Source organism: Microterricola viridarii (assembly GCF_900104895.1).
Classification (GTDB): Bacteria; Actinomycetota; Actinomycetes; order Actinomycetales; family Microbacteriaceae; genus Microterricola; species Microterricola viridarii.
The window spans coordinates 331,868-344,896 of sequence record NZ_LT629742.1; the positions used below are offsets into that span (position 1 = coordinate 331,868).

Here is a 13,029-nt window from a genome sequence, read left to right on the forward strand (position 1 = left end):
AAGGAACACCATGAAAACGCGCTCAGCGCTCACCCTGACGGCCCTCGGAGCCGCAACCCTGCTCGCCCTCACCGGCTGCGCCGCACCGGAAGCGGAAGTTCTCGACAACGGCGACCAGAAGGACCTGACGATCGCCGTCTTCAACGGCTGGGACGAGGGCGTCGCCGCCTCGGAGCTGTGGAAGGCCATTCTCGACGAGAAGGGCTACAACGTCACCCTCGAGTACGCCGACGTCGCCCCGGTCTACACCGGCCTGACCACCGACGACTACGACGTCGTGCTCGACACCTGGCTGCCGATCACGCACGCCAGCTACATCGAGAAGTACGGCGACGATCTCGTCGACCTCGGCGCCTGGAACACCGAGGCCAAGCTCACCATCGCGGTGAACGAGGACGCCCCGATCGACTCGCTCGAGGAGCTCGCCGACAACGCGGAGCTGTTCGGCAACCGCCTCGTCGGCATCGAGCCGGGCGCCGGGCTCACCGAGGTCACCACCGACGCCGTCATCCCCGGCTACAAGCTCGAGGGCATGGAGTACCTGACCAGCTCGACGCCGGCCATGCTCAGCGAGCTCAAGGCGGCCACGAAGGCCGGCGAGAACATCGCCGTCACGCTGTGGCAGCCGCACTGGGCCTACGACGCCTTCCCGGTCAAGGACCTCGCCGACCCGCAGGGCCTGCTCGGCGCGGCCGAGGGCGTGCACTCCTTCGGCGGCAAGAGCTTCGAGACCAACTTCCCGACCCTCTCCGGGTGGCTGAAGGACTTCACGCTCGACTCGAAGCAGCTCGCCTCGCTGGAGAACGCCATGTTCAACTCGGGCGGATCGGGCAGCGACTACGCCCCGGCCGTGGCGGACTGGATCAGCGCGAACCATGACTACGTGGACTCGCTGACGAAGTAGCGACGGCGCCGCTCGCGGCGCGAGGGCCCGTGCGGGAGACCGCGCGGGCCCCTTGCCGTTCTGCGGGTCGGCCAGAGGGGCCGCGCTCCCTCGAGCCACCGAGGGATCCTCGCCGGATGCGGAGGCAACCGGGGCATCGGGAGGCAACTTTCGACCGGTAGTGGCCTCCCGATCCGCCGTCGGCCTCCCGACCAGCTGGATCGTGCAGCCCTGCGAGTCGCGAGGCTCAGGCGGCGGGGAGGGTGATCTCGAACAGCACCGTCTCGGCGTCGCGGGAGATCTCGCTCATCCCGGCCTTCCGCAGCACATGCTGGGCGGGCTCGTTGTCCGGCGTGGTGTCGGCCCTGGCCGCCCTGGCGCCGTTCTGCGCCGCGATGGTGAGGGCGCCGCGCACCGCCTCCGTGGCGAAGCCGTGGCCGCGCACGCCAGGGACGAGCCCGAAGCCGAACTCGACCAGCCCGTCGGCATCCGGAGCGCCGAAGAAGCCGATGCCGCCGATGGCCGCGCCATCGTCGATGCGGCGCACGATGTACGGCCCGAACGGGGCCGGGTCGCCCTGCTCCTCGACGATGCTGAGGAACATGCGCACCACGTCGAGCTCGTCGGCGAAGGGGTATCCGCCCTCCCACCTGTCCTCCTCGCCGGGCGTGCCGGCGAGCACGCGCTCGGCCTCCTCCACCGTGAAGGGGTGCAGGATGAGTCGTTCGGTGAGGGTGTCCACGACACCACTCTGCCACGCCGGGTCGACATCGAGGTCCCCCATTGGCGGGACGCAATTGGTTTTGACAATCATTATCAATAAGGCGTAGCGTGGTCACATGATCAAGCGGAACCGAGCCATCAAGCCCCTCGCCACCATGGCGGGAGCGCTCGGCCTGACCCTCGGGCTCGTCGCCTGCAGCGGCGCGAGCAGCGCCGAGACCGACTCGACCGCCGCGGCGGGGGCAGAGCTGGGCATCGTGGCCTCGACGAGCGTGTACGGCCAGATTGCCTCCGAGATCGCCGGCGACGCGGCATCCGTGACCAGCATCATCGACAGCTCGGTCAACGACCCGCACTCCTATGAGGCCTCGGCGCGCGACCGGCTCGAGGTCAGCCGCGCCGACATCGTCATCGAGAACGGCGCCGGCTACGACAGCTTCATGACGGCCCTGCTGGCGGATGACGGCCGCCCCGGCCGCACCGTGCTGAATGTCTCCGAGCTCTCCGGCCTGCTGCCGGCGGACGCGGAGGCCGAGGACGAGCATGCCGAGGACGAGCACGCCGAGGACGAGCATGCGGAGGCGGACGCGCACGCCGACCACGACCACGTCACCGGCTTCAACGAGCACCTCTGGTACAACTTCGACACCATGCGCCACCTGGCCGAGGCGCTCGAGGCCGAGCTCGCTTCGCGCGCACCGGACAAGGCGGCAGAATTCGCCGCGAACGCCGCCGCATTCGACGCCCAGCTCGCCGAGCTCGAGGCGCGCACCAGCGCTCTGGCCGCGGCCCACGCCGGAATCCCCGTCGCGATCACCGAGCCGGTGCCGCTCTACCTGCTCGAGGCCGCCGGCCTGCACAACGAGACCCCGGCGTCCTTCAGCAACGCGATCGAGGAGGGCGACGATGTCGCCCCGCGCGCGCTGCAGCAGATGATCGAGCTGGTGTCTGGCCACGTGGCGCTGCTCGCATACAACGAGCAGACGGCCAGCCCGCAGACCGAGCTCGTGCGCGACGCCGCGGTGGCGGCAGCCGTGCCCGTCGTCGACTTCGCCGAGACCCTGCCGGACGGCAGCACCTACGTCTCCTGGATGGGCGACAACGTGACGGCCCTCGAGAAGGCGCTCAGCGCGTGAGCGCGGTGCTCAGCCTCGAGAACGCCGCACTCGGCTTCGGCGACCGCACCCTCTGGAACGGGCTGAACCTCGACATCGCGCCGGGCGAGTTCATCGCGGTGCTCGGCCCGAACGGCTCCGGCAAGACCAGCATGCTGAAGACCGTGCTCGGCCAGCAGCCGCTCGACTCGGGCAGCATCCGCTTCGCCGGCGGCCCGGTGCGCCGCGGCGACCGCCGCATCGGCTACATCCCGCAGCAGAAGCTCATCGGCCCCGGCACCCCGCTCCGCGGCCGCGACCTCGTCACCCTCGGCGTCAACGGGCACCGCTTCGGCCTGCCCTTCACGCGCCGCGCCGAGCGCGAGCACGTCGACGCGCTGCTCGAGGCGGTCGGCGCCACCCGGTACGGCAACGAGCCCGTCGGCAACCTGAGCGGCGGCGAGCAGCAGCGGCTCCGCGTGGGGCAGGCCCTCGCCGGCGACCCGTTGCTGCTGCTCTGCGACGAGCCGCTGCTCAGCCTCGACCTCCAGCACCAGCGCGGCGTCAGCGAGCTCATCGACCAGCGCCGGCGCGAGCACAACACCGCCGTGCTCTTCGTCACCCACGACGTCAATCCAATCCTCGGCATGGTCGACCGCATCCTCTACCTGGCCGGCGGCCAGTTCCGCATCGGAACCCCCGACGAGGTGCTGCAGTCCGCCGTGCTCACCGAGCTCTACGGCACCCCCGTCGAGTGCATCCGCATCGGCGGGCGCGTGATCGTCGTCGGCGACCCGGACACCGAAGTCCACCACCACCACGCCGGGGAGCTGCCCGCATGAGCCCCGTACTGATCCGCCTGGCCGAGGGTGACGCCGGCGACCTCTGGTCGCGGATGTTCGACTTCAGCGACTACGGCGCCCTGCTCGGGCTCGTCTCCAACTCGATCATCGCCGCAGCCGTTCTCGGCATCGTCGGCGGCCTCGTCGGCGTGTTCGTGATGCAGCGCGACATGGCCTTCGCCGTGCACGGCATCAGCGAACTCTCCTTCGCCGGGGCCGCAGCAGCCCTCCTTTTCGGGGTGAACGTCGTCGCCGGCTCCGTCGCCGGCGCCCTGATCGCCGCCCTCGTCATCGGTGTGCTCGGCGCCAAGGCGCGCGACCGCAACTCAATCGTCGGCGTGCTGATGCCATTCGGCCTCGGTCTCGGCATCCTCTTCCTCGCCCTCTACCCCGGCCGCAGCGCCAACAAGTTCGGCCTGCTGACCGGCCAGATCGTCTCGGTCGACGACCCGCAGCTCGGCTGGCTGATCGGCATGAGCCTCGTGGTTCTGATCGGGATGCTGCTGATCTGGCGCCCGCTCAGCTTCGACAGCCTGGACAGCGACGTGGCGGCCGCCCGCGGCGTGCCCACCCGCTTCCTCTCCTTCGCGTTCATGCTGCTGCTCGGGCTCATCGTCGCGGTCTCGGTGCAGATCATCGGCGCGCTGCTCGTGCTCGCCCTGCTCGTGACGCCGGCCGCCGCCGCGATGCGGGTGAGCTCCTCCCCCGTGCTCGTGCCCGTGCTCAGCGTGCTGTTCGGCCTGACCGCTGCCGTCGGCGGCATCCTGCTCGCCATCGGCGGCTCCCTGCCGATCAGCCCGTACATCACCACGATCTCCTTCGCGATCTACGTCGGCTGCCGGCTGATCGCCTGGGGACGCGGCCGACGGCGTGTCGTGCCGGGGTACGCTGGAAGTTAGCGAGAACGAGGTGGAGACGCCATGGTGGTAAGGCGCAATACGTGGCAGCGTGAGGCTGTGCGCGAGGCTCTCGCGCTGACCGACGGTTTCATCAGCGCGCAGTCGCTGCACCAGACGCTGCACGCGACCGGCTCCCCCATCGGGCTGGCCACGGTCTACCGGGCGCTGTCCGACCTGGCCGGCGAGGGCGAGGCCGACATGCTGCAGTCCCCGGAGGGCGAGAGCATCTACCGCGCCTGCAGCAGCACCGGCCACCACCACCACCTGATCTGCCGCAAGTGCGGCCTGACGGTCGAGATCGCCGCGGATGCCGTCGAGACCTGGGCCCAGGCGATGGCGGCGGAGCACGGCTTCACCCAGCCGGCGCACGTCGTGGACGTCTTCGGCTTCTGCGCCAACTGCACGCGCGAGCTCGCCGACCGCGCCTAGCCCGCGGCTCCCCTGCAGCGGGCCACGCCGCCCGGTTTGCGCGACACGCCCGAGCCACGTAGACTTTCCCCTTGGCCGGGTGAACCTAACACCCGGTTTCGCACGACTACTCCCCCACCTTCGTGAAGATGTTGGGAGGACCCGTGCCGACAAGGGATCTTGGGAGAGGCAATTCGTCTCTCGGTATTGGAGGAAACCATGGCAGCAACCTGCCAGGTGACCGGAGCTGTTCCCGGCTTCGGACACAACATTTCGCACTCGCACCGTCGTACGAAGCGCCGCTTCGACCCGAACGTGCAGAAGAAGACCTACTACGTGCCGTCGCTTCGCCGCAACGTCACGCTGCAGCTGTCGGCCAAGGGCATCAAGGTCATTGACGCTCGCGGCATTGAGTCCGTCGTCAAGGACATCCTTGCTCGTGGGGAGAAGATCTAGTGGCAAAGCAGCAGGACGTTCGTCCGATCATCAAGCTTCGTTCGACCGCAGGCACGGGTTACACCTACGTCACGCGCAAGAACCGTCGCAACAACCCCGACCGCCTCGTGCTGAAGAAGTACGACCCTGTAGTGCGCAAGCACGTCGACTTCCGTGAGGAGCGCTAAAAATGGCTAAGAAGAGCAAGATTGCCCGCAACGAGCAGCGCAAGGTGATCGTTGAGCGCTACGCCGCTAAGCGTCTCGAGCTGAAAAAGGCCCTCGTCGACCCGAACGGCACCGACGAGTCCCGCGAGGCCGCACGCGTCGGCCTGCAGAAGCTCCCCCGCAACGCATCGCCGATCCGTGTTCGCTCGCGCGACGCGATCGACGGCCGCCCCCGCGGTGTCCTCACCAAGTTCGGTGTCAGCCGTGTTCGCTTCCGCGACATGGCCCACCGCGGTGAGCTCCCGGGCATCACCAAGTCCAGCTGGTAAGTACCAGTCGGGCCGGTAACGGTTTGAGAAGGGCGTCGACTTCGGTCGGCGCCCTTCTTCTTTTGTGCCCGCACTCTCTGGCCGCGCTCTCGCCCGAAAACTGCGGCCGGATGCCGCAAAATGCCCTTTTCGCTCCGCCGAGGGCGAACACGCCGTAAATATGTGCCAAAAGGCGTCGAAATCCGCGTGAATCCGCGGATCTCTGTTACGTTCAAAGCGGTCAACCGACCACGGGGAGCGGCTTTTCGAGCCGTACGCCCCCAGATTCGATTAGCTGTTTCTGACAGATAACGGTCCGAGGAGGACACTCAATGGCTGACAAGTCGCTTAACAAGACCGAGCTCGTCGCGAAGATCGCCGCTTCGACCAACCAGAGCCAGGCAACTGTCGACGCCGTTCTCGGCGGCCTGTTCGACGAGCTCGCCTCGGCCGTCAGCGCCGGCGTCAAGGTTTCGATCCCGGGCTGGCTCGCCGTCGAGCGCACCCACCGTGCAGCTCGCACCGGCCGCAACCCGCAGACCGGCGCCACCATCGAGATCGCCGCTGGCTACTCCGTCAAGGTCAGCGCCGGCAGCAAGCTGAAGGCTGCAGCCAAGGCGTAAGTCTCGACTCAACGCGTTCGCAGGGGATCTCGCCAGATGGCGGGATCCCCTGCGCCGTTAAAGCCCTCAGTCTGCAGAGCGTAGGCTGGTGGGGTGCTTCGCCTGACCCGTGTTCTCGGCCCAGCCGTGCTTCTGATGCTCGCGCTCGCGGCCCTCGTCGCCGGCCTCACCTTTGGCGGCGGCGCCGCCCCCCAACTGCTGCAGGATCCGGGCGCCGTCGTGCGCTGGGGCCTGCCCATCAGCAAGCTGCTGGTGAACCTCGGCGCGGCCGGCATGATCGGTGCGCTGGTGCTCGCCTGCTACGCCTTCAGCCCGAAGAAGCCCGAGTTCAACGCCGCCCTTGATGTGGCCGCGGCATCCGCGGCCCTGTTCACCGTGGCGTCGGCCGTCACCGGCTTCTTCACCTACCTCTCGGTGACCGGCGCGAGCTTCTCCCCCGACAGCCAGTTCGGCGCCTCACTCAGCCAGTTCCTGACCCAGATCGAGCTCGGACAGTCCTGGCTGATCACGACGCTCGTCGGCGCCGCCGTCACCGTGCTCTGCTTCGCCGTGCGCAACCACACGCTGCTCGTCTTCGTCACCGTGCTGGCCGTCGCCGGACTCGTGCCGATGGCCCAGCAGGGGCACGCGGCGGGCGCCTCCGGCCACAATGCCGCCGTCACCGGCCTGGGGCTGCACCTCGTCTCGGCTGCTGTCTGGCTCGGCGGGCTCATCACCATCGTGCTGCTGCGCAAGCAGCTGGACGGGCGCCGGCTGATCACCGTGCTGGCGCGCTACTCGACGATCGCGCTGCTCTGCTTCATCGTGTTGGCGATCTCCGGCGTCGTCAGCGCCTGGCTGCGCCTGGGCGACGTCGAGGCGCTGCTGACCGGCTATGGCGTGCTCGTGCTCGTCAAGGTCGCGGCCCTGCTGATCCTCGGCGTGTTCGGCGTCGTGCAGCGACAGTTCTTCATCGGGCGGATGCAGCGCGCCGCCGACTCGGTCGCGGCGGGCTCAGCGGCCGCCGTTGCCGCGGCATCCGCCGGCGCACGCTGGTTCTGGGCCTTCGTCATCGCCGAGCTCGCCTTCATGGGCGTCGCCTCCGGCGTCGCCGTGGCCCTGGGCAGCACCGCCCCGCCCGTCTCCGAGGCCCTCGCCAGCACCCGCTCGGCGGCCGAGCTGCTCACCGGCGAGCCGCTGCCGCCCGAGCTCACCTTCGCCCGCTACTTCACCGAGTGGAACGTCGACCTGATCTGGCTGCTGGCCTGCGTCTTCGGCATCTTCTTCTACCTGGCCGGCGTCTGGCGCCTGCGCGAGCGCGGCGACAAGTGGCCGATCTACCGCACCGTGCTCTGGATCTCCGGCCTGGTGGCGCTGTTCTACGTCACCAGCGGCGGCGTCGCCGTGTACGGCAAGTACCTCTTCAGCACGCACATGCTGGCACACATGGCGCTGACCATGGCGATCCCGGTCTTGCTGGTGCCCGGTGCGCCGGTGACGCTCGCCATGCGCGCCATCCGCCCGCGCAAGGACGGCAGCCGGGGCCCGCGCGAGTGGATCCTGCTCGCCGTGCACTCCAAGTTCGCCATGGTCATCGCCAACCCGATCGTGGCCGCCGTGCTGTTCGTCAGCTCGCTCTGGGTGTTCTACTTCAGCCCGCTGTTCAGCTGGGCCACGAGCGACCACATCGGCCACCAGTGGATGACGGTGCACTTCCTCATCACGGGCTACCTGTTCGTGCAGTCGCTGATCGGCATCGACCCGGTGCCGTACCGCCTCCCCTACCCGTTCCGCCTGCTGCTGCTGCTCGGCACGATGGCGTTCCACGCCTTCTTCGGCCTGGCGATCATGACGGGCACGGGCCTGCTGCTGGCCGACTGGTACGGCGCGATGGGCCGCGACTGGGGTCTCAGCGCCATCGCCGACCAACAGATGGGCGGCGGCATCGCCTGGAGCGTCGGCGAGATCCCGACGCTGGCGCTGGCGATCGCCGTGGCGATCCAGTGGAGCCGCTCGGATGCCAAGGAGACCAAGCGCAGCGATCGCAACGCGGAGCGCACGAACGACGCCGAGCTGAACGCGTACAACGAGAACCTCGCCCGGATCGCCCAGCGCGACGACGCCAGGCGCTAGGCGGGTCGACCCAGCGGTCCCCCCTCCCCCGGTTCCACGGCTTTGGCCGTATTGAATCGTTCCAAAGTGCAGGAATCGTCCAGTTTTGGCGCCGCCCTCCGCAAAAACTGCACTCTCGGGGCGTTGGCTTCGGTCGCTGGCGCTCCCTCGAGCCAACGGGAGGCGGCAGCGCCCGCTTGACGCGGCCGCGCCGCGCCCACGTCGGCTGGAGGGCGCCGCGCCGCGACGAAGGAGCAGCGCAGCGCCCGAAGCCCGGGAGCCAACGGGAGACGGCAGCACCCAAAGCCCGGGAGCCACGGGGGAGTGGCCGGGGTGCGGGCCAGGCGCTGAGGCCGGCAGAGCGGCGCCCCAGTGCCCCCGTGGTGCCGCGACTAGTGCAGCTTGATGTCGAGGCTGCCGCTGGGTGTGATCGTCACGGAGAGCGCCATGGAGAAGGGCTCGTCCTGGTCGAGCATCTCCACGTCGCCGTCGAAGAGCGACTGCACCTCGACCTGCACGTGGGCGACGGCGGGGGTCTGCGGCATCTCGAAGGCGCTCTCGCCCGGCGTGAGCGTCACGGCCGGGTACTCGATGATGCTCCACGTGGGCCCGCTGATGACGCGGTCATCGATGTTCACACCGAACGGGCAGCCGGTCGGCTGCAGCACCGTCTGCGTGGCGCAGGACTCGTCGAGCCACTTGTTGAGCTCCTCCTGCACGTCGTTCACGAAGTCGGCCGTTGGCTGCACGTCGACGGTCGCCTCGGTCACGTCGCTCGTGGTGACGGGCAGGGTGATGGGGGCGGCCGCGAGCAGCCGGGAGTCCTTGCCGAGCTCGTAGGTGGAGGGGGAGAAGGCCAGGTAAGAGGCTGAGTTTGAGAACGTGGGCTCCGCATCGGCGTCGTGGTGCGCGCGGGTGTCGAGGGTGAGCCCGTTGATCGAGAACTCGGCGTCGTGCAGCACGGTCACGGTCAGCACGGCGAGGGGGCTGGAGGCGAAGCGCCAGTCGTTGAACACGCCGAAGTTGGTTCCGGTGCGCTCGACCTCGAAGACGCTCTGTGCCTTCTGGCCGGCCAGCGTGTATTCGACGCTCACGCGGTGCACGCCGTTCTTGCCCCGCTCGTCGCCGATCACCCGGACGTCCTGGGGTGCGCGCAGCACGGTGTCGCGCAGCAGCGTGCGGGGGAGCGTGGTCGGCAGGCCGGCGGCGGCGAGCTCGGTGGCCTGCGGTTCGACGCCGGGGAAGCTCAGCGCCGCCTCGGCATCGCCGGCGGCCAGCGCGCCGAGGTATTGCTGCACGAAGCCGGACGGGCTGTACAACTGCTGGTTGAGGGCGCCGACGCCGGCCGTTGCGGCCAGCAGCAGGAGGCCGAGCAGCCCGGCCCAGAGGGCGCCGATGCGCAGCAATGTTCCGGGGGTGGCCGGCTTCCGCTGCGGCGGAGGAGCCCACATGACCGTCGCGCCGGTGTCGGTGTCGATCGTCACCCCGTGGGTGAGTGGCGCGCCGGCGGCGTGTGCGCCCGGGCGGCCGATGCCGAGATCGCGGTCGGGGATCACCTGAACCGGGACGGTGATGCCGAAGGGGCTGGTGGCGGGCAGGCTCGTCGGAGCGGCGGACGGCTCGCGCCCGCTCTCGTCCCCCTGCCCCGTGCTCACACGCCCAGTCTATTGAGCCTGCGGCTGTGCGGAGACTGTGCAGCACCGAGGCGGGAAGCCAGTGAATCTCAGGGTGGAGCGGATACAGTTGAATGCTGCATCCGCAGCCAGAATTTCGTCAGGAAGGCGCACCGTGTCGCTTGCGTTGTCGCCAGAACAAGCCGCCATCTTCGAGGCGATCGAAGGCACGCGCGACAACGTCTTCGTCACCGGCCGGGCCGGAACGGGAAAGTCGACGCTGCTGAACCACGTCAACTGGAACACCGAGAAGCAGATCGCGATCGCCGCGCCGACCGGGGTTGCAGCGCTGAACGTCGGCGGCCAGACGATCCACTCGCTGTTCCGGCTGCCGATCGGCATCATTGCCGACCACGAGATCGACCAGAACGACCAGACCAAGAAGCTCCTCAACAGCATCGACACCCTCGTCATCGACGAAGTCAGCATGGTCAGCGCCGATCTGATGGATGCCATCGACCGCAGCCTCCGGCAGGCGCGGGTGAAGCCGTTCACCCCGTTCGGCGGGGTGCAGCTCGTGCTCTTCGGCGACCCGCACCAGCTCTCCCCGGTGCCGGGCGACCCGGAGGAGCGGGCCTACTACGCCGACCACTACCGCTCGATGTGGTTCTTCGACGCGAAGGTGTGGCAGGAGGCTGGGCTGCGCATCTTCGAGCTCACCGAGATCCACCGGCAGAGCGACAGCGCCTTCAAGGGCATGCTGAACGCCGTGCGCCACGGCCGGGTCACCGCCGAGATCGCGGGCGCCCTGAACGGGATGGGTGCCAGGCGCCCGCTGCCGGAGGAGGGGGCCATCACGCTGGCCACCCGCAACGACGCCGTCAACCGCATCAACGCCAGCGCGCTGGCCAAGCTGCCCGGCAAGTCCCGGATGGCGGAGGCCGACATCATGGGCGACTTCGGTGGCCGGGCGTACCCGGCCGACGCGAAGCTGGAGCTCAAGCTCGGCGCTCAGGTGATGTTCCTCCGCAACGACAGCGCCATCGACGGCGGCCCGCGCTGGGTGAACGGAACGATCGGCACCGTCGTCGAGCTCAGCGACACCGTGGTGGTCGACATCGACGGCGAGCAGCACGAGGTGGAGCCGGCCAGCTGGGAGAAGTTCAAGTACAGCTACAACCCGGTCACCAAGAAGCTGGTGAAGGACGTCGTGGCCGAGTTCTCGCAGTTCCCACTGCGCCTGGCCTGGGCGGTCACCATCCACAAGTCCCAGGGCGCCAGCTACGACAAGGCGATCGTCGACCTCGGCGCCCGGGTGTTCAGTCCCGGTCAGACGTACGTCGCGCTCAGCCGGCTGACCAGCCTCGAGGGCCTCTACCTGACCCGGCCGCTTCGGCCGAGCGACATCATCGTCGACGAGAACGTGCGCCGGTTCATGTCGGAGGCCGAGCGCGAGCGCCCGGTCACCGCCCGCGGGCGGTAGGAGGCCGCCGCCGGCGCCGATATCGGTGCTCCCGATAACGGAGCCATCACTTTCTGCGGGCGTCGGTGGCCCCAGAGGTTAGACTCCCCTGTTAGGGGGTAATTTTTTGCGTAACGATGGGGATCGATTGAACGCACAGTGGGAAAGACGTCGGCTTGGCCGCGTGTTGGCGGCCGGAACGGTCGTGGTGCTTGCGCTGGGCTTGGCGGGGTGCTCTGGAGAAGTCGGCGCGGTGCCGTCGAAGCTTCCGGCGCAGCACGGGGGTTCGCTGCCCGCAGCCGTGAGCGAGCAGCTCGATGCCGCGCTCGCCCAGGCGATGCAGTGGTCGGCGGCATCCGGTGCCGTCGCCGGTGTGTGGGCTCCGTGGGCCGGCGAGTGGACGAGTGCGCAGGGCGTGACGATGGCAGACGGCAAGGTGCCCGTCTCCACCGACATGCACTTCCGCAGCGCTGCCAGCGAGCGCTCGATGGCCTGCACGGTGATGCTGCGCCTGGCGGATGCCGGCCAGCTCGAGGTCAGCGACCTCGTCGCCGACCTCTTGCCAGGACTGCCCGGCATCGACGGCATCACCCTCGGCCAGCTCTGCCAGGGCACGGCGGGTCTCGCCGACTACACGACGCAGTTCGGCAGCATCTTCGTGAACAACCCGAAGCGCAACTGGTCGGACATGGAGCTCGTCTCGGCCGGCCTCGCGTCGACCGCGACGGCGCCGGGCGCCATCTGGCAGGACTCGGCGACGGCGACTGCCTTGCTCGGCATGGCGCTGTCCGCGCACACCGGCATGGGCTGGGCGGAGCTGTACCAGCAGTACGTGTTCGGCCCGCTCGGGCTCGCCCAGACGAGCCTGCCAGACAACGGCAGGCTCGACATCCGCGCCCCCTCGCCGCACGGCTACGCGGCCGCGGTGAATCCGGACGGCACCCGCGACTGCTCCGTTGTGCTCGACGAGACGCGGCTCTCGCCCTCGCAGGGCGGGGCGGCCGGCGGCGTCGTCTCGAATCTGGAAGACCTGAAGACCTGGTCGCAGGCGCTCGCGGACGGCCGGCTGTTGAGCGGCCGGTCGACGAAGGCCCAGCTGGCCACGATCCCGCTCGGCGGCGACGCGCCCTCCTGGCAGGGCTACGGCCTCGGCGTGCAGAAGATCGGCCCCCTGCTCGGGCAGGACGGCGAGGTGCCCGGGTTCCTGACCGCGGCGTACAGCGACCCGAGCACGGGTCTCACCGTGGTCGTCATGCTCAACAACTCCACCGCGGGCAAGGGATTCGCCCAGCAGCTCGCGATGCAGCTGGCGTCGATCGGGTCGAAGGCGCCGGCCCCCGGCAACGCCAGCACGCCGCTGATCGAGCTGCCCTGGTCGGTCGAACAGACTGCCGCCGCGCTGCAGTCCGGCGCTGTCTGCCAGGCGCCAGCCGAAGCGCCGGCGGAGGCCCCCGCCGAGTAGGCCGCCGCGTCGGCGCCCG

Annotated in this window: 14 protein-coding genes; 12 read left to right on the forward strand and 2 right to left on the reverse strand. The window is 69.2% G+C overall.

Going from position 1 to position 13,029, the window contains the following annotated elements:
• Positions 1-10 precede the first annotated feature (10 nt).
• A complete protein-coding gene (locus BLT62_RS01500) occupies positions 11-904 on the forward strand; it encodes a glycine betaine ABC transporter substrate-binding protein (RefSeq protein ID WP_083362467.1) in 894 nt (297 codons plus the stop codon).
• A gap of 226 nt (positions 905-1,130) precedes the next feature.
• Here the strand turns inward: BLT62_RS01500 and BLT62_RS01505 are convergent, their stop codons facing one another.
• Positions 1,131-1,625 (reverse strand): GNAT family N-acetyltransferase, encoded by a 495-nt coding sequence (locus BLT62_RS01505; RefSeq protein WP_172829601.1) that lies wholly within the window; start codon positions 1,623-1,625, stop codon positions 1,131-1,133.
• 97 nt (positions 1,626-1,722) lie between these two features.
• Between BLT62_RS01505 and BLT62_RS01510 the strand changes: the two genes are divergently transcribed.
• The 9 genes from BLT62_RS01510 to BLT62_RS01550 all read left to right on the forward strand — a co-directional run bounded on the left by BLT62_RS01510 (position 1,723) and on the right by BLT62_RS01550 (position 8,494).
• On the forward strand, positions 1,723-2,742 hold the full coding sequence (locus tag BLT62_RS01510) for a metal ABC transporter solute-binding protein, Zn/Mn family (RefSeq protein ID WP_083362469.1): 1,020 nt from the start codon (positions 1,723-1,725) through the stop codon (positions 2,740-2,742).
• Positions 2,739-3,542, forward strand: a complete 804-nt coding sequence (locus BLT62_RS01515) for a metal ABC transporter ATP-binding protein (protein ID WP_083362470.1) — start codon at positions 2,739-2,741, stop codon at positions 3,540-3,542. The genes BLT62_RS01510 and BLT62_RS01515 overlap by 4 nt, the downstream gene beginning before the upstream one ends.
• 53 nt (positions 3,543-3,595) lie before the next feature.
• Complete coding sequence (locus tag BLT62_RS01520; RefSeq protein WP_231919467.1) at positions 3,596-4,441, forward strand: metal ABC transporter permease; 846 nt, start codon at positions 3,596-3,598, stop codon at positions 4,439-4,441.
• A gap of 24 nt (positions 4,442-4,465) precedes the next feature.
• A complete protein-coding gene (locus tag BLT62_RS01525) occupies positions 4,466-4,870 on the forward strand; it encodes a Fur family transcriptional regulator (protein ID WP_083365247.1) in 405 nt (134 codons plus the stop codon).
• A 198-nt stretch (positions 4,871-5,068) separates the two neighbouring features.
• On the forward strand, positions 5,069-5,305 hold the full coding sequence (gene rpmB, locus BLT62_RS01530; RefSeq protein ID WP_055841436.1) for a 50S ribosomal protein L28: 237 nt from the start codon (positions 5,069-5,071) through the stop codon (positions 5,303-5,305).
• Complete coding sequence (gene rpmG, locus BLT62_RS01535) at positions 5,305-5,472, forward strand: 50S ribosomal protein L33 (RefSeq protein ID WP_011187086.1); 168 nt, start codon at positions 5,305-5,307, stop codon at positions 5,470-5,472. The genes rpmB and rpmG overlap by 1 nt, the downstream gene beginning before the upstream one ends.
• 2 nt (positions 5,473-5,474) lie before the next feature.
• Positions 5,475-5,780 (forward strand): 30S ribosomal protein S14, encoded by a 306-nt coding sequence (gene rpsN, locus BLT62_RS01540; protein ID WP_047408199.1) that lies wholly within the window; start codon positions 5,475-5,477, stop codon positions 5,778-5,780.
• Positions 5,781-6,091: 311 nt separating this feature from the next.
• On the forward strand, positions 6,092-6,382 hold the full coding sequence (locus BLT62_RS01545) for an HU family DNA-binding protein (protein ID WP_083362472.1): 291 nt from the start codon (positions 6,092-6,094) through the stop codon (positions 6,380-6,382).
• Positions 6,383-6,517: 135 nt separating this feature from the next.
• A complete protein-coding gene (locus tag BLT62_RS01550; protein WP_083365248.1) occupies positions 6,518-8,494 on the forward strand; it encodes a cytochrome c oxidase assembly protein in 1,977 nt (658 codons plus the stop codon).
• Between the two features lie 371 nt (positions 8,495-8,865).
• On the opposite strand, the gene BLT62_RS01555 is transcribed toward BLT62_RS01550, so the two are convergent.
• Complete coding sequence (locus BLT62_RS01555; RefSeq protein WP_083362473.1) at positions 8,866-10,128, reverse strand: hypothetical protein; 1,263 nt, start codon at positions 10,126-10,128, stop codon at positions 8,866-8,868.
• Between the two features lie 133 nt (positions 10,129-10,261).
• On the opposite strand from BLT62_RS01555, the gene BLT62_RS01560 reads away from it, so the two are divergent.
• Complete coding sequence (locus BLT62_RS01560; RefSeq protein WP_083362474.1) at positions 10,262-11,569, forward strand: ATP-dependent DNA helicase; 1,308 nt, start codon at positions 10,262-10,264, stop codon at positions 11,567-11,569.
• A gap of 280 nt (positions 11,570-11,849) precedes the next feature.
• Positions 11,850-13,010: a serine hydrolase domain-containing protein gene (locus BLT62_RS01565; RefSeq protein ID WP_156786212.1), complete on the forward strand. Its 1,161-nt coding sequence runs from the start codon at positions 11,850-11,852 to the stop codon at positions 13,008-13,010.
• Positions 13,011-13,029 lie beyond the last annotated feature (19 nt).